24 protein-coding genes and 1 tRNA gene are annotated in these 24,143 nt (G+C 73.1%); 14 read left to right on the forward strand and 11 right to left on the reverse strand.

Annotation, left to right across the window (positions count from 1 at the left end):
- Positions 1 to 186, forward strand: a 186-nt coding sequence (locus ABD230_RS18160; protein WP_344378349.1) for a hypothetical protein, incomplete at its 5' end; no start/stop codon positions are given.
- A gap of 395 nt (positions 187 to 581) precedes the next feature.
- Here ABD230_RS18160 and ABD230_RS18165 read toward each other — a convergent pair.
- Positions 582 to 1,418, reverse strand: coding sequence for an aldo/keto reductase (locus ABD230_RS18165; protein WP_344378353.1), 837 nt, complete (start codon positions 1,416 to 1,418; stop codon positions 582 to 584).
- Between the two features lie 118 nt (positions 1,419 to 1,536).
- A complete protein-coding gene (locus ABD230_RS18170; protein WP_344378358.1) occupies positions 1,537 to 2,151 on the reverse strand; it encodes a TetR/AcrR family transcriptional regulator in 615 nt (204 codons plus the stop codon).
- Positions 2,152 to 2,253: 102 nt separating this feature from the next.
- Between ABD230_RS18170 and ABD230_RS18175 the strand changes: the two genes are divergently transcribed.
- A complete protein-coding gene (locus tag ABD230_RS18175; protein WP_344378362.1) occupies positions 2,254 to 3,612 on the forward strand; it encodes an FAD-binding oxidoreductase in 1,359 nt (452 codons plus the stop codon).
- 86 nt (positions 3,613 to 3,698) lie between these two features.
- Positions 3,699 to 7,715 (forward strand): ATP-dependent RNA helicase HrpA, encoded by a 4,017-nt coding sequence (hrpA, locus tag ABD230_RS18180; protein ID WP_344378365.1) that lies wholly within the window; start codon positions 3,699 to 3,701, stop codon positions 7,713 to 7,715.
- On the opposite strand, the gene ABD230_RS18185 is transcribed toward hrpA, so the two are convergent.
- The gene (locus ABD230_RS18185; protein WP_344378368.1) at positions 7,696 to 8,205 is read right to left on the reverse strand and encodes an SRPBCC domain-containing protein; all 510 of its coding nucleotides are present in this window, start codon (positions 8,203 to 8,205) and stop codon (positions 7,696 to 7,698) included. The two genes, hrpA and ABD230_RS18185, sit on opposite strands and share 20 nt — an antisense overlap.
- On the reverse strand, positions 8,202 to 8,570 hold the full coding sequence (locus tag ABD230_RS18190) for an ArsR/SmtB family transcription factor (RefSeq protein WP_344378374.1): 369 nt from the start codon (positions 8,568 to 8,570) through the stop codon (positions 8,202 to 8,204). Before ABD230_RS18190 ends, ABD230_RS18185 begins: the two co-directional genes overlap by 4 nt.
- A gap of 93 nt (positions 8,571 to 8,663) precedes the next feature.
- On the opposite strand from ABD230_RS18190, the gene ABD230_RS18195 reads away from it, so the two are divergent.
- The 8 genes from ABD230_RS18195 (at position 8,664) to ABD230_RS18230 (ending at position 15,958) form a co-directional block, all read left to right on the forward strand.
- The gene (locus tag ABD230_RS18195; RefSeq protein WP_344378378.1) at positions 8,664 to 9,872 is read left to right on the forward strand and encodes an MFS transporter; all 1,209 of its coding nucleotides are present in this window, start codon (positions 8,664 to 8,666) and stop codon (positions 9,870 to 9,872) included.
- A gap of 24 nt (positions 9,873 to 9,896) precedes the next feature.
- Positions 9,897 to 10,727, forward strand: a complete 831-nt coding sequence (locus ABD230_RS18200) for an aldo/keto reductase (RefSeq protein ID WP_344378381.1) — start codon at positions 9,897 to 9,899, stop codon at positions 10,725 to 10,727.
- A gap of 134 nt (positions 10,728 to 10,861) precedes the next feature.
- Positions 10,862 to 11,854 (forward strand): DUF4349 domain-containing protein, encoded by a 993-nt coding sequence (locus tag ABD230_RS18205; protein WP_344378385.1) that lies wholly within the window; start codon positions 10,862 to 10,864, stop codon positions 11,852 to 11,854.
- A gap of 9 nt (positions 11,855 to 11,863) precedes the next feature.
- Positions 11,864 to 13,030 carry an acyl-CoA dehydrogenase family protein gene (locus ABD230_RS18210; RefSeq protein ID WP_344378387.1) on the forward strand — a complete coding sequence of 389 codons (1,167 nt, stop codon included), beginning with the start codon at positions 11,864 to 11,866 and terminating at the stop codon, positions 13,028 to 13,030.
- A 73-nt stretch (positions 13,031 to 13,103) separates the two neighbouring features.
- Positions 13,104 to 13,283 carry a hypothetical protein gene (locus ABD230_RS18215; protein ID WP_344378389.1) on the forward strand — a complete coding sequence of 60 codons (180 nt, stop codon included), beginning with the start codon at positions 13,104 to 13,106 and terminating at the stop codon, positions 13,281 to 13,283.
- A complete protein-coding gene (locus ABD230_RS18220) occupies positions 13,283 to 14,155 on the forward strand; it encodes an alanyl-tRNA editing protein (protein WP_344378391.1) in 873 nt (290 codons plus the stop codon). Before ABD230_RS18215 ends, ABD230_RS18220 begins: the two co-directional genes overlap by 1 nt.
- Positions 14,156 to 14,244: 89 nt before the next feature.
- The gene (locus tag ABD230_RS18225; protein WP_344378393.1) at positions 14,245 to 14,739 is read left to right on the forward strand and encodes a cation:proton antiporter regulatory subunit; all 495 of its coding nucleotides are present in this window, start codon (positions 14,245 to 14,247) and stop codon (positions 14,737 to 14,739) included.
- A gap of 13 nt (positions 14,740 to 14,752) precedes the next feature.
- Positions 14,753 to 15,958: a cation:proton antiporter gene (locus tag ABD230_RS18230; protein ID WP_344378396.1), complete on the forward strand. Its 1,206-nt coding sequence runs from the start codon at positions 14,753 to 14,755 to the stop codon at positions 15,956 to 15,958.
- A gap of 4 nt (positions 15,959 to 15,962) precedes the next feature.
- Here the strand turns inward: ABD230_RS18230 and ABD230_RS18235 are convergent, their stop codons facing one another.
- On the reverse strand, positions 15,963 to 17,045 hold the full coding sequence (locus ABD230_RS18235; RefSeq protein WP_344378400.1) for an LLM class flavin-dependent oxidoreductase: 1,083 nt from the start codon (positions 17,043 to 17,045) through the stop codon (positions 15,963 to 15,965).
- A 195-nt stretch (positions 17,046 to 17,240) separates the two neighbouring features.
- Here ABD230_RS18235 and ABD230_RS18240 point away from each other — a divergent pair, with 195 nt between their 5' ends.
- Positions 17,241 to 17,894: an NADPH-dependent F420 reductase gene (locus ABD230_RS18240; protein ID WP_344378402.1), complete on the forward strand. Its 654-nt coding sequence runs from the start codon at positions 17,241 to 17,243 to the stop codon at positions 17,892 to 17,894.
- 46 nt (positions 17,895 to 17,940) lie between these two features.
- Here the strand turns inward: ABD230_RS18240 and ABD230_RS18245 are convergent, their stop codons facing one another.
- The 6 genes from ABD230_RS18245 to galU all read right to left on the reverse strand — a co-directional run bounded on the left by ABD230_RS18245 (position 17,941) and on the right by galU (position 23,118).
- Positions 17,941 to 19,479, reverse strand: a complete 1,539-nt coding sequence (locus tag ABD230_RS18245) for an MFS transporter (protein WP_344378406.1) — start codon at positions 19,477 to 19,479, stop codon at positions 17,941 to 17,943.
- A 73-nt stretch (positions 19,480 to 19,552) separates the two neighbouring features.
- Positions 19,553 to 20,254, reverse strand: a complete 702-nt coding sequence (gene pdxH, locus ABD230_RS18250) for a pyridoxamine 5'-phosphate oxidase (protein WP_344378411.1) — start codon at positions 20,252 to 20,254, stop codon at positions 19,553 to 19,555.
- Positions 20,255 to 20,319: 65 nt separating this feature from the next.
- Positions 20,320 to 20,395 (reverse strand) — tRNA-Ala (locus ABD230_RS18255).
- Positions 20,396 to 20,446: 51 nt separating this feature from the next.
- Positions 20,447 to 21,502 (reverse strand): hypothetical protein, encoded by a 1,056-nt coding sequence (locus ABD230_RS18260; RefSeq protein WP_344378413.1) that lies wholly within the window; start codon positions 21,500 to 21,502, stop codon positions 20,447 to 20,449.
- A gap of 52 nt (positions 21,503 to 21,554) precedes the next feature.
- Entirely contained in the window at positions 21,555 to 22,217 is a 663-nt protein-coding gene (locus ABD230_RS18265; protein WP_344378429.1) for a GNAT family N-acetyltransferase, read from the reverse strand.
- Between the two features lies 1 nt (position 22,218).
- Positions 22,219 to 23,118 carry a UTP--glucose-1-phosphate uridylyltransferase GalU gene (gene galU / locus ABD230_RS18270; RefSeq protein WP_344378431.1) on the reverse strand — a complete coding sequence of 300 codons (900 nt, stop codon included), beginning with the start codon at positions 23,116 to 23,118 and terminating at the stop codon, positions 22,219 to 22,221.
- Between the two features lie 62 nt (positions 23,119 to 23,180).
- Here galU and ABD230_RS18275 point away from each other — a divergent pair, with 62 nt between their 5' ends.
- Entirely contained in the window at positions 23,181 to 23,759 is a 579-nt protein-coding gene (locus tag ABD230_RS18275; protein ID WP_344378450.1) for a 5-formyltetrahydrofolate cyclo-ligase, read from the forward strand.
- 48 nt (positions 23,760 to 23,807) lie between these two features.
- Positions 23,808 to 24,122 (forward strand): FmdB family zinc ribbon protein, encoded by a 315-nt coding sequence (locus ABD230_RS18280; protein WP_344378452.1) that lies wholly within the window; start codon positions 23,808 to 23,810, stop codon positions 24,120 to 24,122.
- Positions 24,123 to 24,143: the final 21 nt, after the last annotated feature.

Consider the following 24,143-nt stretch of genomic DNA (forward strand, 5'->3'; position numbering starts at 1 on the left):
GCGTTCGTCCTGAGCCAGGATCAAACTCTCCAAAAAAAATGGTTCAACCAACCCCGAAAGGAAGGTCAAGTTCAATCACTGACAGAGAAACAACTGACTCGAAAATCAAATTGTCCATCAATCAAAGGAAACCCGTCCCCCCACCAAAAGGCAGAAGAACACGGGGTTCAAATAAATTGGCATTGAACATAGTGCACGCTGTTGAGTTCTCAAGGAACGGACGCACCCGGGCTTCAGCCTCTCGACCTGCCCCCGGGGCAACCTCTCTACTGTACCACCTCGACCCGCAGGTTCAGACCGAACCGAACGACATCGAGGAGGTGACCCCCAGGCTTGAAGCAACCGAGTCGCACGAAGCGCCTACGAGGCTGTTTGGCTGGGGTTTCGCTGCCCGGCCCCTGAGCTCTCGCTCCCGGCTGCCGTGGCAACGGGTACAAACATACGCACGGCGCGACCCGATCACAAATCGGTCACGCCGCCCGCGCGTGTCGCGGTCGGAGCGGCACCGCCGCGGGGGTGCGAGCCGAGGCTCGAACCCCCGATGGCGCGCCGGATCCACCTGCGGGAGCGGTCCGGATGCCTCAGCCGAAGCGTGCGGGGTCCGGCCCGAGCCGCCCGGCTCGCTCGATCTCCGTGATCCGCTCCATCTCACCGCCCGACAGTTCGAAGTCGAGGACGTCGAAGTTCTCCGCCATCCGCTCACGCCGGTTGGACTTCGGGAACACGATGAACCCGCGCTGCAGGTGCCAGCGGATCACGACCTGCGCCGGGGACTTCCCGTGAGCGGCCGCCGCCTCGGTGACCTCGGGGAACTCGAGCAGCGGGTACTTCCCCTGCCCGAGCGGCCCCCACGACTCGATCGCGATGCCGTGCTCCGCGGCGAAGGCCGTGGTCTCCGGCTGCTGGTGCGCCGGGTGCAGCTCGATCTGGTCGACGGCCGGCACGACCTCGGTCTCGTCGAGCAGGCGACGCAGGTGCGGGACCATGAAGTTCGAGACGCCGATCGACCGGGCCCGGCCGGACTCGCGGATCTGCTCGAGCGCCTTCCACGACTCCACGTAGCGATCCTGCGCCGGGACCGGCCAGTGGATCAGGTAGAGGTCGACGTGGTCCAGGCCGAGGCGGTCGAGGCTGCCCTGGAACGCGTCGAACGCCGACTGCGTGCCCTGGTCGTCGTTCCAGAGCTTGGTGGTGACGTACAGCTCGTCGCGCGCGATGCGGGAGGCGGCGAGGGCCCGGCCGACGCCCTCCTCGTTGCCGTAGATGCGTGCGGTGTCGATATGGCGATACCCGATGTCGAGCGCATCGGTGACGATGCGCTCCGTCTCGGCGGGTTCGACGAGGAACACGCCGAAGCCGAGCTGCGGGATCGAGTGGCCGTCGTTCAATCGGATTCGCGGTACGGAAGTCTCGCTCATACGGCCATGCAACACGGTCCGCCGCCCGGAGCCATCCGTCGTTCGCCGGACGCGAACAGGCGAACACGGATGCCTCGGCGGCGCCGAGCACCATCGCGCGCCTCCGACGCGCCCCGGGTCAGGCGACCGTCGCCGCCGCGCCGTGCCGCGCCGCGTGCACCAGGGTCGAGGCCATGAGCGCAGCCGCCGACGCCGGTCCGAGCCCGCCGCGACGGACCAGGGTCTGCCAGGTGCGGAAGTCGACGGCGAGCGCGGCCGCGGCCACGAGCTCCGGCGTCCGGTCGCGCTCGGGCCACGCGTCGACGAGCGCGTCGCGTGCCGCGGCCATCGGCTCGCCCATGCGGAGCTCGTTCACCTCGTGCAGCACGGGGTCGCGCTCCCCGTCGCGCAGCACGTTCGCGATGAGCGACTCGTTCGCCGCCCAGTAGGCGTAGACGGCCGCGATGCCGGTCTCGGCGCGGTCCTCCGGCGCGGCGATCGCGCGCCATGGCGCGGGATCGGGGAACGGATGCTCGTCGAGGTGCAGGCCCGAGCACGCCATGAACAGCGCGCGGTCGTCGGGGAAGTGCCGGTAGAGGGTGCTCCGTTGCACGCCGGCGCGCTCGGCGACCGCGCTGAACGAGCTCTCGGCCGGGCCTGCGGTGCGGTGGAGCTCGAGGGCGGCCTCGACGATCCGCCGACGGGTCTGCTCCTGCTGCTCGGCGCGTGCCTTCTGCTCGTATCTCCGTGCCACCCCCTAATTCTACGCACACTTGTGTTCGATCAATTGACAATCACGTGATCCCGGTCGTACCGTTTTTTCGTCGCACAGACCTGTTCACCGAAAGGAACGACCATGACCACCCTCGAGACCGCGTCCACGACGTGCACCGTGCTCTCCCCCGGCGATGCCGGTTGGGACGAGGCGCGCAGCACCTTCAACCTGCTCGACGACCAGCGCCCCGAGCTCATCGCCCTCCCGCGCGACGCCGACGAGGTGGTCGAGGCGGTGGCGATCGCGAAGCGCGCCGGGCTCCGCATCGGCGCGCAGGGCACCGGGCACGGCGCCTCCTCGCGCGACACCCTCGCCGGCGCGATGCTCGTCAACACCTCGCGCATGACGGGCGTCGACATCGATCCCGTCGCGCGTCGCGTGCGGGTGGGCGCGGCGGCGAAGTGGCAGCACGTGGCGCCCCTGCTCTCCGAGCGCGGCCTCGCCGGGCTGCACGGCTCGTCGCTCGACGTGGGCATCGCCGGGTACTCGATGGGCGGCGGCATCGGCTGGCTCACGCGGCGCCACGGGCTGCAGACCAACGCCGTCCGCGCGATCGAGCTCGTCACCGCCGAGGGCGAGGCGATCCGCGCCGACGCCGACCACCACGCCGACCTGTTCTGGGCGCTGCGCGGCGGCGGCGGCAACTTCGGCGTCGTCACCGCCATCGAGTTCGAGGTCGTCGCGGTGCCGGAGCTCGCGGCCGGCGCGTTCTTCTTCCCCGTCGATCGGGCCGCCGAGGTCCTCGCGACCTGGACCCGACTGCTGCCGGCCTTCCCCGAGGAGCTCACGACCTGGGTGAGCGTCATCCACTTCCCGCCGACCCCGGACGTGCCGGACGTCGTCCGCGGGCAGTCCTTCGCGATCGTCATGGCGGCCCACCTCGGCCCCGAATCGGAGGCCAGACGGCTGCTCGGACCGCTCGAGGACCTGGGTCCCGCGATGGACACGCTGGGACGGCAGGAGCCGATCGCCCTCGGCACGCTCGCCATGGACCCGGAGTCGCCGCTGCCCTACCGGTCCACGACGGCGCTCGTCGACGAACTGCCCGACGACGCCGTCGGCGCGCTGGCCGGGCTCGCCGGAACGGACGGCGCGCTCGCACTGCTCCAGGTCCGCCACATCGGCGGCGCCTTCTCACGGCGTCCCGAGGGCGCGGGCGCGAGGGCCACGCTCCCGGGCGAGATCCTCGTGTTCGGGCTGGGCGTGCCGATGGATGCCGAGTCCGATGCCGCCGTGACGCGCGGGCTCGCCGGGCTCGACGCCGTCCTCTCCCCGCTGGCGGTCGGCGAGTACCCGAACTTCGTCGAGCATCCGGTCGATGCGAGCCGGTTCTTCGACGAGGCGACCTGGGCGCGGCTCCGCGCGGTCAAGGCGGCATGGGATCCGTCCGACCGCGTGCGCGGCAACCACCACGTCCCTCCTGCATCGGTCGCCGCCTGAGCGATCCGGACGCGACGCCCGGCCACGGCCTCACCGCCCGCGGCCGGGCGTCGTCGCGCGCCGCCGCGCGCGTAGGATGGAGGGCTATGCCTGCGACCGTCCCCGCGATCACCTACCCGGCCGACCTGCCGGTCAGCGGTCGACGCGACGACATCGCACGGGCGGTCCGCGACCACCAGGTCGTCATCGTCGCCGGAGCCACCGGATCGGGCAAGACGACCCAGCTGCCGAAGATCTGCCTCGAGCTCGGCCGGGAGCGGATCGCGCACACGCAGCCGCGGCGCATCGCCGCGCGCACCATCGCCGAGCGCGTCTCGGAGGAGCTCGGCGTCGAGCTCGGCGACCTCGTGGGCTACCAGGTCCGGTTCACCGACCGCGCGAGCGACGCGACGCGCATCAAGGTGATGACCGACGGGATCCTGCTCAACGAGATCCACCACGACCGCGACCTGCGCCGCTACGACACGATCATCATCGACGAGGCGCACGAGCGCAGTCTCAACATCGACTTCCTGCTCGGGTACCTGAAGCGCCTCCTCCCCCGGCGTCCCGACCTGCGCGTCATCATCACGAGCGCGACGATCGACCCCGAGAGCTTCGCCGCGCACTTCGCGGATGCCGCAGGCCGACCGGCCCCGATCATCGAGGTCTCCGGCCGCACCTACCCGGTCGAGGTCCGGTACCGCCCGCTCGTCGCGGACGGCGCCGCGAGCGCGGCGGGCGACGACGAGGAGGGCGACGACGAGGGCGCCGCAGCCGAGGACCGCGACATCCAGCAGGGCATCCTCGACGCGCTCGACGAGCTGGGCCGGGAGGCACCGGGCGACGTGCTCGTCTTCCTCTCCGGCGAGAGCGAGATCCGCGACGCCGAGGCCGCCGTGCGCGCACACGCCCAGCGTCGTGGTGCCGCCGATGTCACCGAGGTGCTGCCGCTGTACGGCCGGCTGTCGTCCGCCGACCAGCACCGCGTGTTCGAGCCGTCGAAGGTCGCCGGGCTCCGCCGCCGGGTCGTGCTCGCGACGAACGTCGCCGAGACGAGCCTCACCGTGCCCGGCATCCGCTACGTCGTCGACGCCGGCACGGCGCGAATCAGCCGCTACTCGGCGCGTTCGAAGGTGCAGCGCCTGCCGATCGAGCCGATCTCGCAGGCCTCGGCGAACCAGCGGTCGGGCCGGTCGGGCCGCACCAGCGACGGCATCGCCATCCGCCTCTACTCCGAGGGCGACTTCGAGAAGCGCCCGGAGTTCACCGATCCCGAGATCCTCCGCACGAACCTCGCCGCGGTGATCCTCCAGATGGCCTCGCTCGGCCTCGGCGCCGTCGAGGACTTCCCGTTCCTCACGCCGCCCGACGCCCGCGGCATCCGCGACGGCGTCGACCTCCTCCGCGAACTCGGCGCGATCGACGAGGCGGATGCCGCGGCCGGCCCGCAGCTCACGCGCATCGGCCGGCAGCTCGCCCGCCTGCCGATCGAGCCGCGGTTCGCGCGGATGGTGCTCGAGTCGAAGGCCCAGGGAACGAGCCGCGAGGTGCTCGCGATCGTCGCCGGGCTGACCATCCAGGACCCGCGCGAGCGGCCGCTCGAGCGGCGCGAGCAGGCCGACGAGATGCACCGCCGCTTCGTCGACCCGACGAGCGACTTCCTCTCGCTGCTGAACCTCTGGAACCACCTCGAGGAGCAGCAGCGGGAGCTCTCGGGCAGCGCGTTCCGCCGGATGTGCCGCGCCGAGTTCCTCAACTACCTGCGCGTGCGCGAGTGGCAGGACCTGTACCGCCAGCTCGTGCGGCTCGCCAAGCCCCTCGGGCTGCACGTCGCGAAGGAGGCCGGCGCACCGAACCCCGACGGCATCCACCGGGCGCTGCTGGCGGGCCTGCTGTCCCAGATCGGCATTCGCGACGACGGCCGCACCGGCAGCGGCCGGGGCGGCGCCGGCGGGCAGCGGGAGTCCGAGCGACGCGGTCGCCGACCGCAGGCGGAGTTCGTGGGCGCGCGCAATGCGCGCTTCGTCGTGTTCCCCGGTTCGACGCTCGCGAAGAAGCCCCCCGCCGCGATCATGTCGGCCGAGCTCGTCGAGACGAGCCGGCTCTTCGCCCGCACCGCGGCCGCCATCGACCCGGCGTGGGCCGAGCAGCTGGCCGGCCCGCTCGCGAAGCGCTCGTTCTCCTCCCCGCGGTGGGAGCGCCGGCAGGGGTCGGCGGTCGCCGACGAGAAGGTGCTCCTGTTCGGCGTCCCGATCATCCCGAAGCGGCGAGTCCAGCTCGCACGGGTCGACCGCGCGCTCGCGCGCGAGCTCTTCATCCGCCACGCGCTCGTCGAGGAGGACTGGGACTGGAACCGGCTCGACCGGAACGTGTACGCCTTCATCCGCCGGAACCGGCAGCTGCGGCGCGAGCTCGGCGAACTCGAGGAGCGCACCCGCCGCCGCGACGTGCTCGCGGGCGACGAGGCCGTGGTCGCCTTCTACGAGGAACGCCTCCCGGATGACGCGACCGATGCGCGCGCGTTCGAGCGCTGGTGGCGCGGCGAGCACCGGCGCACGCCCGACCTGCTGACGATGACCGCGCGCGACCTCGTCGGCGAGGACGAGGCGACGGCCGACGACGGCTTCCCCGACCGGTGGCGGCAGGGCGACCAGACCCTCACGCTGCGGTACCGGTTCGAACCCGGTGCCGAGGACGACGGCGTGAGCGTGCTCGTGCCCCTCGTGCTGCTGCCGAGGCTCGAAGCGACCGGGTTCGACTGGCAGGTCCCGGGGCTCCGCGACGAGCTCGTCACGGCGATGCTCCGGACGCTGCCGAAGGTGCTCCGGCGCCAGGTCGTGCCCGCCGCGGAGTGGGCCGCGAAGATCGCCGGCGAGCTCCCGGACGGCCCGGAGTCGGGCGCCGCGCGCGACCCGTTCCCCGAGACGGTCGCCGCCGTGATCAAGCGACTCACCTACGCCCCCGTCACCGGCGACGACTTCGACCTCGACCGCCTTCCGCCGCACCTCCGCGTCACGTTCCGCGCGGTCGACGAGCGCGGCCGCACGGCCGGCGACGACAAGGACCTCGGCGCGCTCCAGGAACGGCTCGCCGATCGGGCGGGTCGCGCGGTCGCCTCGACCTTCGCCGCCGGACCCGGCGGGCGCGGCGGTCGTCGCCGCGGTGGGGCGGATGCCGCCGGCGGCGCCGCACGCGAGGGCGCGCCCGACGCCGCGCGGCCCGACCGCGGCGGCGCACCGTCCGGACCCGCGTTCGCCGAGCGCACCGGCGTCACGACCTGGGACTGGGAGGAGCTGCCGGCGCACGTCGACACGCGCCAGGCCGGCAACGTCGTCCGCGCGTACCCCGCGCTCGTCGACGAGGGCGCCTCGGTCGCACTCCGGCTGGTCGCCACCGACGAGGAGCGGGACCGGGCGTCGCGTCGCGGCATCCGTCGCCTGCTGGTACTCGCGACGCCGTCCCCGGTGGCCTACGTGCAGGAGCACCTCTCCAACCAGGAGAAGCTCGCGCTCGCATCGAGCGCCTACCCGGGACCGCGCGCGCTGCTCGACGACTGCCTCGCGGCGGTCGTCGACGCCGAGCTCCGCGCCCGGCACCCGGACGGGCTCGTCCGCACGCGCGCCGAGTTCGAGGCGGTCCGCGACGCCGTCTCGGCGAGCGTGATGGACCGCATGTTCGAGACGGTCGGCCTCGTGTCGCGGATCCTCGTGGCGGCGCGCGAGGCGGACCGCGCGATCTCGAAGGCGTCGAGCCTCCAGCTCATGTCGGCGCTCGCCGACGCGCGGTCGCAGCTCGAGGCGCTCGTGCCGGCCGGCTTCGTCTCGGCCACGGGACTCGACCGGCTGCGCCACCTGCCGCGCTACCTGGAGGCGATCGTCGTCCGCGTGCGCCGGATGCAGGAGAACCCGGGTCGCGACCGCCAGCTGGTGACCGAGTTCGGCCAGGCGCGCACCGCCTACGAGAAGGCGGGGGGCGCCGTCCCGATCGCTCCCGACGCCGACGCGCGGCTCGTGCGCGTGCGCTGGATGCTCGAGGAGCTCCGCGTGGGCCTGTTCGCACAGGAGCTGCGCACCGCCGAGACGGTGTCGGTCAAGCGCATCGTCAAGGCGCTGGCGGAGTGAGCGCGGCGAAGCGCTCGGCGTAGGCGGGCTCGAGCTCGTCGAAGCGCGCCGCCCAGCGCTCGCGGTCGCGCGGTGCGGCCGGGTCGGCCAGGTGCCACGACAGGCTCTCGAGGTAGGCGTGCCAGCCGGGCCCGCTCTCGAGCCGGGTGACCTGTTCGTGGCGCAGGCGCAGCCGCGTGCCGTCGCCTTCGGGGAGCAGGTGCACGACGACGGTCGTCGGCGGCTCGCCGACGACGGTCCACGTCGTGGTGAAGGCACGCGGTCGTTCGCAGTCGGTGACCTCGCCGTCGCAGTAGACGTCGCCGGAGAGCGTGAGCGCCTGCCAGCGCCCGCCGAGTCGGAAGTCGCCGCGGTACGTCGCCATCCAGCGCGCCAGCCGCTCGGGCCGGGTGACGGCCTCCCAGAGGTCGTCGGGGTCGGTGTCGTACCACTCGTCGTACTCGAGCCGGAACCCCGGCTCGTCGGGGAAGATGTCGCCGGTGACGGTCATCGTGCCTCCTCGGTCGGGGCGGACGCGTCGGCGCCCGCGGTGCGGCGGTCGCGTCGGCCGCGCGCGATCTCGGTGTGCAGCGCGTCGAGGCGCTGGGGCCAGAGGCGCCGGTAGCGCTCGAGCTGCGCACCCGCCTCGTCGAGCCCGGTGCGCTCGAGCGCGTAGATGCGCCGGGCGCCCTCGGCCCGCACGCGCGCGAATCCCTGCTCGCGGAGGATCCGCAGCTGACGCGAGACGGCGGGTTGCGTGATCCCGAACTCGGCGGCGACGACGTCGACCACGGCCCCCGCCGGCCGCTCCCCCTCCGCCAGGAGGTCGAGGATGCGGCGGCGGACCGGGTCGCCGAGGACGTCGAACGCGTGCACGTCGCCATCGTATCAGTCCAAATTTATATATGGAAGACCTGATACGATGTGCGCACAGGCGAACACTGTTCGGATCGCTAGCATTGAGCCACCGTGGCCAGCTACTCCGACCTGCTCAAGACCAAGGGCGTCGCGCGCATCATCGCCGCCCAGCTGACCGCACGGTTCCCCTCGGGCATGCTGTCGCTGGCGTTCCTCCTCCATGTCGAACGCGAGACGGGGTCGTACGGCGCCGCGGGCCTCGTGCTCGCGGCGACGTCGATCGGCCAGGCGATCGCCGGACCGCTCACGAGCCGGCTCATGGGACGGTTCGGCATGCGCCCGGTGCTCGTCACGACGCTCGTGGTCTGCACGGCATCCGTCGTCGCCATCGGCGTGCTGCCGCTGACCGTGCCGGCCTACATGGCCGTCGGACTCGTCTGCGGCCTCTCGACCCCGCCCGTGCAGCCGGCCGTGCGCACCATCTACCCCAAGATGGTGAACTCGCGGCAGCTCACCCCGCTCTTCTCGCTCGACGCGTCGGCCCAGGAGATCATCTGGGTCGTGGGCCCGGTCGTCACGACCTTCGTGTCGACCCAGGTCGGCACCGTCTGGGGCATCCTCCTCGCCGCGGCGATGATGGTCGTCGGCGGCACGTGGTTCATCTCCTCCCCCGAGCTCGGCCGCGTCCGGATCCCGCGGTCCAAGCGCGCGTTCGGCACGGTGCTCGCCCGCCCGCCCGTGCTGCTCGCCACGATCGTCGGCTTCCTGCTCATCGGCGCGTGCGCCGCGATCGAGGCGGGCGTCGTCGCGGCGTTCGGCCACGACGGCGCCGAGGCCGGCATCGTGCTCGCCATCTTCTCCATCGGCAGCCTCGCCGGCGGCCTCGGCTTCGGGCACGTGCCGATCGGACCGTGGTCCACGGCGCGCCGCATGTTCATCGTGTTCGCGGGCACGGCGCTCGCGGCGTTCTCGCTCGACTTCTGGTGGCTCGCGATCACCCTCTTCATCGCCGGGATCGGCATCGCGCCGGCCCTCGCCGTGCTGTTCGCGATCGTGTCCGCGAGCGTGAAGTTCTCCGACACCGCCGAGGCCTACGGCTGGGTCGGCACGGGGCAGCTCATCGGCGCGGCGCTCGGGTCGGCGCTCGCGGGCTTCCTCATCGACGGGTACGAGGCCGTCGGCGCCTTCTGGGCGGCGGGCGTGCTCGCGTTCCTGGGCTTCCTCGTCCCCGCCCTCGCACGACGCTGGCACCCGGACCTCCGAGGTCGGGACGCCAGCCCCATCCCCGACACCGAACCGGTCACCATCACCCCGAGCTGACCGGCTGGAACGAAAGGCGCACGGATGCCGCATCCGCCCCTCGCACCCATGATCCCGCTCGCCGACGGCCGGGCGATCCCGCAGGTCGGCTACGGCATGTACAAGGTGCCCGTCGGCGACGCCGCACGGCTCGCCGCGGCCGCGATCGACCTCGGCTACCGCCATCTCGACACCGCCGCGCTCTACGGCAACGAGGCGGAGGCCGGCGTCGCGGTGCGCGAGTCGGGCCTGCCCCGCGACGAGCTCTTCGTGACGAGCAAGGTCTGGAACGACGACCACGGCTACGACGAGACCCTGCGCGCCTTCGACGACGCCATGGACCGCTTCGGGCTCGACCGGCTCGACCTCTTCCTCATCCACTGGCCGGTGCCGTCGCGCGACCGCTACGTCGACACCTGGCGCGCCCTCGTCCGCCTGCGCGACGAGGGCCGCGTGAGCTCGATCGGCGTCTCGAACTTCCACCTCCACCACCTCGAGCGCATCATCGACGCCACCGGCGCGACGCCCGTCGTGAACCAGGTCGAGCTCCACCCGTGGCTGCCGCAGCGCGAGCTGCGCGCCGCGCACCAGCGCCTCGGCATCCGCACCGAGGCCTGGTCGCCCCTTGCGCGAGGGCGGCTCCTCGGCGATCCCGTGCTGGAGCCGATCGCCGCGAAGCACGGCCGCTCGCCGGCGCAGGTGGTGCTCGCGTGGCACGTCGCGCAGGGCACGATCGTGATCCCGAAGGCCTCGAGCCCCGAGCGCATCGCCGAGAACCTCGACGTCTTCTCGTTCCGGCTCGACGACGACGACCTCGCCGCCATCGCGTCGCTCGAGACGGGCGAGCGGACCGGACGCGACCCCGACGTCGACTGACGATCGTCGGCCGCGCCGGCGGTGCGGCGGGGCGGTCCGGCGTCCGGCGCTCCCAGCGGACCGCGACCTGATCGTGACCCGACTCGCAGCGGGCATCCAGACATCGGCGTCCGGCCCGACGGTACCGTGACCGCATGACCAGCCGACGCCTCAGGTTCGCGGCCGTCGCCGCGCTCTCCGCCCTGCTCCTCTCCGGCTGCAGCATGGCCGGCGGGAGCTCCGACAGCAGCGCCGACGGGGGCGGGGTCGCACCCCAGCCCGACATCGGTGCCGAGGCGCCCGCCGACGGCGGCGTCGCCCCACGAGACGAGCAGCCCTTCACCGAGGGCGAGCAGTTCGGCACGATCGACGACGGCCGGAGCGTCATCACGACGGGGTGGATGACGATCACGGTCGACGATCCCGTGGCCCGGGCGGGCGAGGTCGCCTCGATCGTCGGGCGTGCGGACGGGCGGGTCGACAGCCGGAGCGAGACGCCGGGCACCGACACGCAGCAGGCGCGCGCGACCCTGGTCGTCCGGATCCCGGCCGAGCGGTTCGACGACGTCCTCGCCGACCTGCGCGAGCTCGGCGAGGTCGACGCCGTGCAGCTCGAGGCCTCCGACGTGACCCAGCAGAAGCAGGACCTCGACTCCCGGATCCAGTCGCTGCAGACCTCCGTCGACCGCCTCCGGACGCTGCTCGCCCAGGCCGACGACGTCTCCGACCTCATCGCGATCGAGTCGGAGCTGACCACCCGCCAAGCCGAGCTCGACTCGCTGCGGACGCAGCGCGACTTCCTCGCCGACCAGGTCGACTACTCGACGCTCACGGTCGAGCTGCTGTCCGAGGGGCTGGCGCCCGAGGCCGGGCCGAACGACTTCTGGAGCGGCGTGGTCGCCGGCTGGAACGCGCTGACCGGCTTCGTCTCCGGACTCCTGGTCGCCGTGGGCGTGCTGCTGCCGTGGATCGCGGTGCTCGCGGTCGGCGCCGCGATCGTCGTGGGCATCGTGGTGCTCGCCACGCGGCGGCGGCATCCGGGCGACGGATCGCCGACCGCCGGCGCCGACGGGGCGGGGGCCCCCGCCCCGGGCACGCGCGAAGACGCCGCACCGACGCCCGGCCCGGAGGGCGACCCGTCGGCGTAGGCTGGCGCCGTGCCGACCGCGACGACTCCGGAAGCCCTCCTCGACGACGACCTGCTCGCCCGCATCCGCGGACGCGCGGCGCGCTACGACCGCGAGAACGCGTTCTTCGTCGACGACCTCGCGGAGCTCGCCGAACGCGGCTACCTCCGTGCGCTCGTCCCCACCGCGCTCGGCGGGTTCGGCTGGAGCCTCGAGGACGTCGTGCGCGCGCAGTCCCGACTCGCCGGCGCAGCCCCCGCGACCGCACTCGGCGTGAACATGCACCTGGTCTGGACCGGCGTCGCCCGACTCCTGCACGACCGCGGCGACGACGCGCTCGACTTCCTCCTGCGCGAGGCGGCCGAGGGCGAGGTCTTCGCGTTCGGCATCAGCGAGGCCGGCAACGACCTCATGCTCTTCGGCTCCGGCACCGTCGCCGACCCGCAGCCCGACGGCGGCGTCCGGTACACGGGCCGGAAGATCTTCACCTCGCTGTCGCCCGCCTGGACACGACTGGGCGTCCACGGCCTCGACGCGACCTCCGACGACGCACCCAAGCTCGTCTACGGGTTCATCGACCGCGAGGACCCCGACGTGCGCACGCTCGACGACTGGGACACGATCGGCATGCGGGCGACGCAGAGCCGGACGACGGTGCTCGACGGTGCGGTCGCCGCATCCGACCGGATCGTGCGCCGACTCGACCCGGGGCCGAACCCGGACCCGTTCGTGTTCGCCATCTTCGCGTGCTTCGAGCTCTTCCTCAGCTCGGTGTACGCGGGTCTCGCCGAGCGCGCCCTCGACCTCGCGGTGGACGCCGCGCGGTTGCGGACGTCCGCCCGGACCGGCCTGCCCCGGTCCGAGGATCCGGCGGTCCGGCGGCGGATCGCCGAAGCCGCCCTCGCGCTCGACGGCGTCGCACCCCAGCTCACCGGGCTCGCCCGCGACGTGGCCGACGGCGCGGACCACGGCGCGTTCTGGTTCGCGAAGCTCTCGGGCGTCAAGGTCCGCACCGTGCAGACCGCGCGCGACGTCGTCGACGCCGCGGTCCGCGTCGCGGGCGGCGCGACCTACTTCGCCGGTCACGAGCTCGGTCGCCTCCAGCGCGACGTGCTGGCGGGCGTCTTCCACCCGTCCAGCGACGACGGCGCACTGAACACCATCGCCAACGCATGGCTCGGGCCGGTGCAGGACTGACGGTCCCCTCACCGCCTCGGCCGGTCGATAGACTGGCGCCGCGGCGGCCCCGCCGCGTCCGAAGGAGGTCCCAGTGAGCCTGTTCCCGTTCCTCATCTCCATGGCGCTGTTCGTGTTCGGCATGTGGCTGTTCAGCATCGCCGACGTGGTGGCCGGATTCGAGGCGATCGTCTTCTTCGGCGGCATCCTCTGCGTCGCCATCGCCCTCGCGATCCCCTTCAACGTCCTCGGCCGCCGCGAATCCGGCATCTGATGGGGCTGCCCGACGCCGACACGATCGTCACCTACCCCACCGGGGAACTGCGCACCATCGCGACCGTCGTCGCCGTCGCGCCGCACGACGACCGGCTCGCCGTCGTCACCGACCGGACCTCGATCCACCCGGTCGACGCCGCCTGGCCGGACCAGCCCGCCGACGCCGGGGTGCTCCGCGTCGGGAGCCGTGAGTACGCGATCCGCGACGCCGTCGTCGCCGCCACCGACGGCGACGAGCTCCACGTCGGCGCCCTCCCCGTCCGACCGGGCACGGAGGGCTGGACCTTCGTCGTCGCCCACCTCCTCGACGCCGACGCCGCGGTCGCCGAGGGCGACGAGGTCGAGCTCGAGGCGGATGCCGCGACCCGCCGCTCGCTCTCGCTCGGCCACACCGCGTGCCACGCCGCGTCGCTCGCCCTGAACCGGGCGCTCGCCGACCGCTGGTCCAAGGCGGCCCGCGAGGACGCGCTCGGCGCCCCCGACTTCGACGGCATCGCGATCACGTCCTCCCGCATCGAGCCCATGGGCTCGGTCGACCGCTACCGGCTGAACAAGTCGCTGCGCCGGGCGGGCTTCGACGCCGCCGGCCTGGCGGACGCGCTCGACGAGCTCGCGGCATCCGTCGACGCCACGCTCGCCGGCTGGGTCGACGCCGACGCCCCCGTCCGCGTCGAGCGGGTCGGAGACGGGCTCACCGAGCGCCGGACCTGGGTGTGCGAGCTCCCGGACGCGTCGGCGCGCATCCCCTGCGGCGGCACGCACGCCGGATCGCTCGGCGAGCTCGGCGCGGTGCACGTGTCGTTCGCGATGGAGGACGACGGCGGCACCCCGGTGCTCGCCATGACGACGCGGTCCACCCCGGCGACGTGACGCTGCTCGACGCCCGGCGCGCGCACCGGATCGCTCGACCTGAGCGTCCCTCAGCCCGGACGGCCCCGCGCGGGGTTAGCATGGCGGGCGTGGGAATTCGCATCGAGAAGGTCGACCTGCCCGGGATCGGCTTCCGCCACGACCTCGTCACCGAGGGCGGTCGGCGTATCAGCGTGGTGTCGCACCGGGACGGCGAGCGCGACCTCGGGGTCTTCGACCAGGACGATCCCGACGCATGCCGTGACACCATCCCCCTGAACGACGACGAGGCCGCTGCGCTCGCCGACGTGCTCGGAGCCTCCGTCATGCTCGCCAGGCTGACCAGCCTGTCGGAGACGACCACCGGCCTGTTCACGGAGCAGATCGCCCTGCCGACCGACTCGCCGTACCTCAACCACCCGCTCGGCGACACCAAGGCGCGCACGCGCACCCATTCGTCGATCGTGGCGATCATGCGCGACGGACAGGTGATCCCGTCGCCGACCCCGGCCGACGTGCTGCGCGCCGGCGACGTCATCGTCGCCGTCGGCACCCGCGACGGACTCGACGGAGTGGCCCGACTGCTCGCCAACGGCCCCGACTGACGCTGGGGGCCGGATGCACGAGTCCACGCTGCTCCTGATCGAAGTCGGCGCGCTGCTCCTCGGCATGAGCCTTCTCGGGCGCCTCGCCATCCGCATCGGCCTCTCCCCCATCCCCTTCTACCTCCTGCTCGGACTCGCGTTCGGCAACGGCGGCCTGCTCCCGTTCGACGCGAGCGAGGACTTCTTCGCCACCGGCGCCGAGATCGGCGTCATCCTGCTGCTCGCACTCCTCGGCCTCGAGTACACGGCCGAGGAGCTCGTCATCGGCCTGAAGTCCTCGCGCCGGGCGGGCATCCTCGACGCGCTGCTCAACGCCCTGCCCGGTGCGGCGTTCGCCCTCATCCTCGGGTGGGGGCCGATCGCGGCCGTCGCGCTGGCGGGCGTGACCTGGGTCTCCTCCTCCGGCGTCATCGCGAAGCTGCTGCGCGACCTCGGCCGGCTCTCCAACCGCGAGACGCCGGCCGTGCTCGCCGTGCTCGTCATGGAGGACCTGGCGATGGCGTTCTACCTGCCGGTGCTCTCGGCACTGGTCGTCGGCGTCAGCCTCGCGCAGGGCGCCGTCGCCGTCGCCGTCGCCGTGACCGTGGTGATCGCCATCCTCATCCTCGCCCTGCGACAGGGGCACGTGATCTCGCGCTTCTTCCCCGCGGAGCACGCGGAGCCGCTGCTGCTCGGCGTGCTCGGCCTCGTGATGCTGGTCGCCGGACTGGCGCAGGAGGTGAGCGTGTCGGCCGCCGTCGGCGCGTTCCTGGTCGGCATCGCCCTCTCCGGGCGGGTCGCCGAGAACGCGAGCGCCGTGCTCACGCCGCTCCGCGACCTGTTCGCGGCCATCTTCTTCGTCTTCTTCGGCCTCACGACGGATTCGGTCGAGATCGTGTCGATGCTGCTGCCCGCCGCCGCGCTCGCCCTGGTGACGATCCTCACGAAGCTCGTCTCGGGCGCGTACGCCGCGCGGCGGGCCGGCGTCGGCACGCTCGGCCAGTGGCGCGCCGGACTCGTGCTGGGCCCCCGCGGCGAGTTCTCGATCGTGATCGCGGGCCTCGCGGTGGGTTCGGGGATCGAGCCCGCACTGGCCCCCCTCGCGACCGGGTACGTGCTGATCACGATCCTCGCCGGCACGTTCCTGTCGCGGCTGCCCGACGCCCCGTGGTTCCGCGCCGCGGTCAAGCGTCGCGCCCGGCCCGCCGGGGCCTCGGGCGCCTCGGCCGTGCGACCCTAGCCGGTCAGGCGCCGGCGGCGGCCTCGGCCTCGGCCTCCTCGCCGGGCTCGTCCTGCGCGAGGAGCTCGCGCACGCGCGGCACGACCTGCGACCCGTAGAGCTCGATGGTGCGCAGCATCGCCTCGTGCGGGAGCGTGCCGTTGGAGTACTTCAGGTCGAATCGCTGCGCCCCGAGCGCCCGCATCGCCGCCGCGATCTTCTGCGCCACCGTCTCCGGCGACCCGGCGTACAGCGCGCCGTTCGGGCTCGCCTCGCTCTCGAAGTGCTCCCGGGTGACCGCGCCCCAGCCGCGCTCGCGGCCGATCCGGTTCATGATGACCTCGTAGTGCGGCCAGAGCGTCTCGAGCGCCTCCTCGTCGGTCTCGGCGACGATGCCCGGCGAGTGCACGGCGATCGGCTGCGGCTCGTGGCCGAACTGGGCGAGGGCCTTCCGGTACAGGTCGGCGAGCGGCACGAATCGCGCCGGGCTGCCGCCGATGATCGCGAGCACCAGCGGCAGGCCGTAGTGCGCGGCCCGCACGACCGACTCGGGACTGCCGCCCACGCCGATCCAGGTGCGCAGCGGCCCGTCCTCGACGCGCGGGAAGACCTCCTGGCCCGTCAGCGGAGCGCGGAGCGAGCCCTCCCAGGTCACCGGCTCCTGCGGCAGGAGGGCCGAGAAGAGGTTCAGCTTCTGCTCGAACAGCTCCTGGTACTGGCTGAGCTCGTAGCCGAAGAGCGGGAACGACTCGATGAACGATCCGCGCCCGAGGATCACCTCGGCGCGACCGCCGGAGAGCCCGTCGAGCGTGGCGAAGCGCTGGTAGACGCGCACCGGGTCGTCGGAGCTCAGGACGGTCACGGCGGATCCGAGGTGGATGCGCTCGGTGCGACCGGCGATCATCGCGAGCACGACCTCGGGCGCCGAGATCGCGAACTCGTGCCGGTGGTGCTCGCCGACGCCGAAGAAGTCGAGTCCGAGGCGGTCGGCGAGCTCGGCCTCGGCGACGACGTTGCGCAGCACCTGCGCCTGCGGCAGCGGCTCGCCGTCGGCCGCGAGGGTCACGTCGCCGAACGTGTCCAGTCCGAATTCCCAGTGCCGTGACATCCGCTGCTCCCCGTCGTCGTCCGTTGCGCGTCCATGCGTGCGCATGCGCCTGCACCTGCAACCTCGCCTGCACACAGGGTATTCCGCGGCGGTGCGGGAATGCCCGGGTCGAACGTCGCGTTCCGGTTGGTGAGGCGTCGCGGCACGACGCGACGACGGTCGCGCCTCCGGACGGCGCGCGGAGGAGGGCTGCACGTGGCGGATCGACCGGTCATCGGCATCTTCGGAGCCGGCAAGGTGGGCACCGCGCTCGCCCGGCTGCTCGTGGATGCCGGGTACGAGGTCGCGCTGAGCGGCTCGCCCCGCCAGACCGCGCTCGACCTGCTGGTGTCGGTCGTCGCCCCGGGCGCCCGGGTGCGCACGCCGGAGGAGCTCGTCCGCGAGGCGGACGTCGTCGTCGTGGCCGTCCCGTTCGGCAAGGCCGCGAGCGTCCCGTGGGACGCCTTCGACGGCAAGGTCGTCGTGGACGCCACCAACTACTGGCCGCCGGTCGACGGCCACATCGCCGAGATCGACGCCGACGAGCGCACGACGAGCGAGGTCCATGCCGCCCTCAATCCCGACGCCCGCGTGGTCAAGTCGTTGAACCACCTCGGCTACCACGACATGGAGGACGACCCGATGCCCGCCGGCTCGCCGCTGCGCCGCGCGCTCGCGGTCGTGGGCGACGACGCCGAGGCGCGCGCGACGGTGGCGCGCATCATCGACGACCTCGGATTCGACCCCGTCGACGGCGGCGCGCTCGCGAACGGGCGCGCCCTGGAGCCGGGCCATCCGGCGTTCGGCCGTGAGCTGTCGGCCGCCGAGCTCGAGCGGCTGCTGGCCGCGGAGCGCGCCGTCGCGGCCTGAGGACGCCGCCGACGGCAGGCGATCGCGGCCCTGATCCGGGACGCGCTCAGGCCGCGACGGGCCCGTCCGCGTCCGGGTCCATCCCGGCCTCGCGCTCCGGCTCGCGACCGGACCCCGGCTCCGCCGCGCGCGCGGCGCCCATGCGCTGGCGCAGGTCGAGCAGGCCGACCGCGAGCGCCAGGAGCAGCAGGGCGCCGACCGCGGCGATGCCCAGCGCGTAGGCCTGGTGGAACACGTCGATGCGCGGCTCCGCGCCCTGCTCGCGGAACACGGTCGAGTAGAACAGCGACAGCGCGACGGCCGTGCCGATCGCGGTGCCGATGCGTTGGCCGAGCTGGCCGACCGAGCCCGCGAGGCCGCCCTCGCGGACGGGGACGTCGGCGAGCGCGAGCACCTGGTTCGGCGCGATCACGAACCCGCCGCCGGCGCCGCCGACGAGCATCACGACCGCCATGAGCCACGGCGTGAGGGCCGGCGGCGTCGTCACGGCGACGACGACGAGCAGCCCGAACCCGACGAGGAGCAGCAGCAGGCCCCCGACGACGAGCGGCCGCCCGATGCGGTTCACGAGCCGGCCGCCGAGCCACGACGTGAACGCGCTCGTGAGCGCGAAGCCGATCGTGACCATTCCGGCGAACACCGGCTCCAACCCGAGCCCCTGCTGCAGGAACAGCGTGGTGAGCAGGAACGACGCCGGCATCGCGGCGAAGTACGCCGTCGCGAGCATCGTGCCGTTGCGGTACGAGCGGAGCGAGAACAGCCCGAGCGGCACGAGCGGCGCCCGGCCGGATGCCTCGTGGCGGCGCTCCCACCACAGGAACGCGCCGAGCGCCACGACGAACACGGCGAGGGTCCACCAGCGCGCCGGGTCGTCGTCGGGCGCGCCCGTGGTGAGCAGGAACGGCCACATGAGCGCCGTGACCGCGACGCCGAAGAGCACCACGCCGACCGGGTCGAGCGAGATCCTCGCGGGGGCGCCCGGCGGCCGGCCGGGCAGCAGGCGCGCGGCGAACGCGATCGCGATGAGGGCGAGCGGCACGTTCATCCAGAAGATGCCGCGCCATCCGTCGTCGGGTCCGCCGATCGCGATCGCGAGGCCGCCGAGCGTCGGGCCGAACGCGGTCGCGATGCCGATGGTCGCGCCGAACAGCCCGAACGCGGCACCGCGCTCGGCGCCCTGGAAGAGCTGCTGCACCATGCCGATGACCTGCGGCATCTGGATGCCCGCCGCGACGCCCTGGACCAGGCGGCCGACGAGCAGCACGAGCGACGACGGCGCCATCGCGCAGACGAGGCTCGTGAGCGCGAAGAGGCTGAGCCCGACGATGAACATGACCTTGCGCGAGCCCTGGTCGCCGAGACGACCGGCCGGCACGAGCGTGAGCCCGAAGGCGAGCACGTACCCGGACACGAGCAGGCCCAGTTCGGTCGACCCGGCACCGAGCGCCGTCTCGATCGACGGCAGGGCGACGTTGACCTTCGTGAGGTCCATGATCGTGAGGGCGGCGACGCCGACGCACACCCAGTAGGCGCGCCAGCGGTGATCGTTCGCGTCTCGGACGCTCGACGGTGGGGGAAGCGACATCCGCTTCAGCCTACGCTCGTGACCGGGCGGCGCCGTCGCCGCGACCGGGCCTTGCACGGGCGGCCGTCGAGGGCTACGGCTGCAGTCGCTCGAGCCGCCACGCCCCGTCGGCGGCGTCCGTCGCGCCGCGATCGCGTGCATACACCAGCCGGTCGTGGAGGCGCGACGTGCGCCCCTGCCAGAACTCCATGCGCCACGGCCGCAGCCGGTACCCGCCCCACCGCTCGGGACGGCGGACCTCGTCCACTCCCGGGTACTGCTCCTCGAGCTCCGCGACGCGGGCCTCGAGTTCGGTGCGCGACGCGATCGGCTCCGACTGCCGGCTCGCCGTGGCGGCGATCCGGGAGCCGTACGGCCGGGTCGACCAGTAGGCGTCGGACTCGGCGTCGTCGACGGGCAGCACCGCACCGGTCACGATGACCTGGCGGTGCACGGGATACCACGGGAAGAGCAGCGTCGCGGTCGGGTGGGCCGCGAGCGCGCGGCCCTTCCGCGACGACCGGTCGGTGTAGAAGACGAACCCGCGATCGTCGACGCCGCGCAGGAGGACGGTGCGGCTCGACGGCGTGCCGTCGGCGTCGACCGTGCCGAGCACCATCCCGTTCGGCTCGTAGACGCCGCGCTCGTCGGCCTCCGCGAGCCAGCGGTCGAACTGGGCGATCGGATCCGCGGCTGCGTCGGCCTCGTCGAGCCGCTCGGCCCCGTAGTCCTTGCGCCGGGTCAGGGCATGCTCGACGGCCGCGTCGATGCGGTCCGGGTCGATCGCGTCGCTCATGCCTCCAGCGTACGAGCAACGACGAAGCCCCCGGCATCCGTACGGATTCCGGGGGCTTCGCTCGGTGGTGGACCCAGGGGGATTCGAACCCCCGACCTTCTCATTGCGAACGAGACGCGCTACCAACTGCGCCATGGGCCCGAGCCGTCAACGACTCTACCATCCCGTGAGGGGTGGTCCCGACCACCCGGATCAGACGGCGGTACGGCGGCGGCGCAGCACCTGGTCGAGGTCTCCGAGGCCGGGCTCGGCGCCCTCGACGATGCCCATCCGGGCGTACGGATTCGCCGGGTCGGACGCCGAAGCGGCCGGGCGCCGCGTCGCCGCGTCGCCGGCCGCCTGCGTCGCTGCCTGGTCGGCGGATGCCGCGGGAGGGCGCAGCACGGGCACCTGCGGTTCCATCCGCTCGGCCCGCTCCGCGAGCTCGGCGTCGGAGGCCGTGCGCTTCAGCTGCTCCGCCTCGGCGATGGAGGCCATCACGCTCGCGGCGATCGTGCCACGGGAGAGGTGCAGGGGCTTCGGCAGCGGCTGCGGGGTCCAGCCCTCGTCGTCGGCGGCCGACTCCTCCTCGACGTCGATCGGCTCGAACGGCTCGGCGACGGGCCGCGCCACCGGGGCGGCCGCGACGGGCGCCGGCGTGCGACGCGCGAGCACGACGAGGCCGGTCATCGCGGCGACCAGGCCGCCGGCTCCGGCGAGCACCACGTAGCCGGTCCCGCCGGCGACGAGCATCATCGTGCCGAGCGCGACGGTGACGAGCGACGCCAGCAGCAGCAGCGTGCACAGGGCGCGCCGGCGGCGGCGCGAACGACGCGCCCGCGTGGCGCTCGGGCCGGCGGCATCCGCGCGCGCCCGCTCGGCCGCAGCGGCGCGCTCGGCGGCCGCACGTTCGGCGGCGGCCCGTTCGGCCTGCGCCGCGAGCTCGCGCTCCGCGGCCGCCGCGGCCTCCTCGGCGGCCTTCCGTTCGGCGATCGCGCGGTTCTCGGCCGCCTGCGCCTCGAGCCGCGCGGCGAGCTCGTGCTCGTGGAGGATCCGCTCCTGCGCCGCGACGTCGCGCGCGGTCACGCCGACGCGGACCTCCTCGGGCGACTCGGCGGTCTCGGCGAGGATCCGCAGCGTCTGCTGCAGCCGGACGGCGTTGCGCTCGGTGTTCAGGTACTGCCGTCGGCGGAGCCAGCTGGGCAGCAGGTACGCGATCCACAGCGTCGCGGCAACCGCCACGAGTACGCCACCGCCGATCGGATCCATGGCACCACGCTAGGTCACGGGGACCCCCCGCCACTGCTCGGGCGGGGGCGTGTCAGCGATCCCCCACCCGAAGGGGGGTACGCGCGGCGAGCCGGTCGGCCTCGGGGATCGCCGCGGCCGACGACGGCGCCCGTCCCTCGCGCCAGCGGCGGAGCACGCCGCCGGGCACCTCCTCGGCCACGAGCGCGAACGCGAAGTGGTCGCGCCAGTCCCCGTCGATGTGGATGAACCGTCTGCGCAGTCCCTCGTAGCGGAAGCCGAGCTTCTCGACGACGCGCAGCGACGGCCCGTTCTCGGGTCGGATGCAGATCTCCATGCGGTGCAGCCGGAGCGTGCGGAAGCAGTGGTCCGTGGCCAGCGCGACGGCGGTGGGCGTGATGCCCCGCCCGGCGACCTCGCGCGCGACCCAGTAGCCGATGGACGCCGAGGCGAGCGAGCCGTGGGTGATCGAGGAGACGTTGAGCTGGCCCACCAGCTCGCCGTCCCACTCGAGCACGAACGGGAGCGCGGTGCCGGCGCGGGCGTGCGCGTTGAGGTTGCGGATGCTCCCCCGCGCGTCGATCACCGTGCCCCCGCCGGGGTAGGTGGCCTCCCAGCGGCGGAGCCACCCGCGGTTGTCGAGGAGCACCCGTTCCAGCTGGCGCGCGTCGCGCACGCGGATGGGTCGCAGCGTGAGCGACCCGTCGGCGAGGGTCGGAGCGGATGCCGCGGGCACGTCAGCCCTGTTCGAGGCCGGCGGAGAACTCCGCGAGCCACGGGCGCAGTTCGGGACCGAGGTCGTCGCGGTCCGCGGCGAGCTGCACGACCGCCTTGATGTAGTCGAGCTTGTCGCCGGTGTCGTAGCGGCGTCCGCGGAACACGACGCCGTAGACGCCGCCCGTGCCCTCGACGTCGCCCGCCATCTCCATGAGCGCGTCGGTGAGCTGGATCTCGCCGCCCTTGCCGGGTTCGGTGCGGTGCAGCACCTCGAAGACGCCCGGCTTCAGCACGTAGCGACCGATCACCGCGTAGTTCGACGGGGCGACCTCCTTGGCGGGCTTCTCGACGAGCCCGGTGATCCGCACGACGTCGGGGTCGTCGGTCTCCTCGATCTCGGCGGCGCCGTAGAGGTGGATGCTGTCGGGATCGACCTCGAGCAGCGCCACGATGCTGGCGTCGCGGGCGACCTGCTCGTCGAGCATGCGGGTGAGGAGGACGTCGCGCGCGTCGATGATGTCGTCACCGAGCAGCACGGCGAACGGCTCGTCGCCGACGTGCATCTCGGCCCGCAGCACCGCGTGGCCGAGGCCCTTCGGGTCGCCCTGGCGCACGTAGTGCATCTGCGCGAGCTCGGTCGACTCGTTGACCTTCTGCAGCTTCGCGGTGTCGCCCTTCGCCTCGAGCGTGTACTCGAGCTCGGCGACGCGGTCGAAGTGGTTCTCGAGCGCGTTCTTGTTCCGCCCGGTGATCATGAGGACGTCGGTCAGGCCTGCGTCGACGGCCTCCTCGACCACGTACTGGATGGCGGGCTTGTCGACGACCGGCAGCATCTCCTTCGGCATGGCCTTGGTCGCGGGCAGGAAACGGGTTCCCAGGCCGGCGGCAGGGATGACGGCCTTCGTGATCCGATCAGTCATGCGCATCAGCGTAGCCGCCCGGGCCGCCCGTCGGACGGAGGCATCGTCCTAGGATGGTCGCCATGCCCGACGATCCGACCGTGGTCAAGCGGATCCTCCGCGCCGAGCTCCGCGAGCGCCGCCGGAACATGCCCGCGCACGAACGCGAACAGGCGACCGAGGGCTTCACCTCGCGGCTGCAGGAGCTCGTCGGCTCCACGGGGGCGACCTCGTTGTCGTGCTACCTCTCGATGCCGAACGAGCCGAACACGCGTCCGTTCGTGGACTGGGCCGAGGCGAACGGCATCCGGGTGCTCTTCCCGATCACGCGAGAGGACGGCCTGCTCGACTGGACGGTCGGCGAGGAGGAGTCCGAGGTCACGGGCCTGCACGGCATGCCCGAGGCGGTCGGCGAGCTGCTCGGCCCGATGGCGATCAACGACGTCGACCTGATCCTCGTCCCGGCCGCCGCGGTGGATGCCACGGGCATGCGGCTCGGCTGGGGCCGGGGCTACTTCGACAAGACCCTCGGTTCGATGGGAAAATGTCCCCCGGTGTACGCCATCGTCTTCGACGGCGAGTTCGTCGAGGAGGTGCCGCGCGAGGTGCACGACCAGCCCGTGAACGGCGTCGTGACCCCGACGCGGATCCTGGCGCTCTGACGCGAGGCGTACCCCGCACCCTCCATCGACGGACCACCGGAGCCGACCATGCCCACCTATTCGTACCGCTGCACCGAGTGCGGCGAGGCCTTCGACATCCAGCAGGCCTTCACCGACGACGCGCTCACCGAGTGCCCGGCCTGCTCGGGCCGCCTGCGCAAGCTGTACGGCACGGTCGGCGTGACCTTCAACGGCTCGGGGTTCTACCGCACCGACTCGCGCGCCGGCTCGGGCGACTCCGGCTCGTCGGGCGGCTCGTCGTCTGGCGGTGAGAAGGCCTCGAGCGGCTCGTCCTCCGGCGGCTCGTCCTCCGGCGGCTCGTCCTCCGGCGGCTCGTCGAGCCCGACCACCTCGGCCGCCTGAGGGCGCGGCCGCACGCCATGC

The sequence above is a fragment of the Agromyces tropicus genome, assembly GCF_039531345.1.
In the GTDB taxonomy this organism is placed as follows: Bacteria; Actinomycetota; Actinomycetes; order Actinomycetales; family Microbacteriaceae; genus Agromyces; species Agromyces tropicus.

Excerpts from the sequence above, each read along its gene's own strand:
- ABD230_RS18165 (WP_344378353.1), bottom strand. The coding sequence starts at position 1,418 with ATGAGCGAGACTTCCGTACCGCGAATCCGATTGAACGACGGCCACTCG.
- ABD230_RS18175 (WP_344378362.1), top strand. The coding sequence starts at position 2,254 with ATGACCACCCTCGAGACCGCGTCCACGACGTGCACCGTGCTCTCCCCC.
- hrpA (WP_344378365.1), top strand. The coding sequence starts at position 3,699 with ATGCCTGCGACCGTCCCCGCGATCACCTACCCGGCCGACCTGCCGGTC.
- ABD230_RS18185 (WP_344378368.1), bottom strand. The coding sequence starts at position 8,205 with ATGACCGTCACCGGCGACATCTTCCCCGACGAGCCGGGGTTCCGGCTC.
- ABD230_RS18200 (WP_344378381.1), top strand. The coding sequence starts at position 9,897 with ATGCCGCATCCGCCCCTCGCACCCATGATCCCGCTCGCCGACGGCCGG.
- ABD230_RS18205 (WP_344378385.1), top strand. The coding sequence starts at position 10,862 with ATGACCAGCCGACGCCTCAGGTTCGCGGCCGTCGCCGCGCTCTCCGCC.
- ABD230_RS18220 (WP_344378391.1), top strand. The coding sequence starts at position 13,283 with ATGGGGCTGCCCGACGCCGACACGATCGTCACCTACCCCACCGGGGAA.
- ABD230_RS18230 (WP_344378396.1), top strand. The coding sequence starts at position 14,753 with ATGCACGAGTCCACGCTGCTCCTGATCGAAGTCGGCGCGCTGCTCCTC.
- ABD230_RS18235 (WP_344378400.1), bottom strand. The coding sequence starts at position 17,045 with ATGTCACGGCACTGGGAATTCGGACTGGACACGTTCGGCGACGTGACC.
- ABD230_RS18245 (WP_344378406.1), bottom strand. The coding sequence starts at position 19,479 with ATGTCGCTTCCCCCACCGTCGAGCGTCCGAGACGCGAACGATCACCGC.
- pdxH (WP_344378411.1), bottom strand. The coding sequence starts at position 20,254 with ATGAGCGACGCGATCGACCCGGACCGCATCGACGCGGCCGTCGAGCAT.
- ABD230_RS18260 (WP_344378413.1), bottom strand. The coding sequence starts at position 21,502 with ATGGATCCGATCGGCGGTGGCGTACTCGTGGCGGTTGCCGCGACGCTG.
- galU (WP_344378431.1), bottom strand. The coding sequence starts at position 23,118 with ATGACTGATCGGATCACGAAGGCCGTCATCCCTGCCGCCGGCCTGGGA.
- ABD230_RS18275 (WP_344378450.1), top strand. The coding sequence starts at position 23,181 with ATGCCCGACGATCCGACCGTGGTCAAGCGGATCCTCCGCGCCGAGCTC.
- ABD230_RS18280 (WP_344378452.1), top strand. The coding sequence starts at position 23,808 with ATGCCCACCTATTCGTACCGCTGCACCGAGTGCGGCGAGGCCTTCGAC.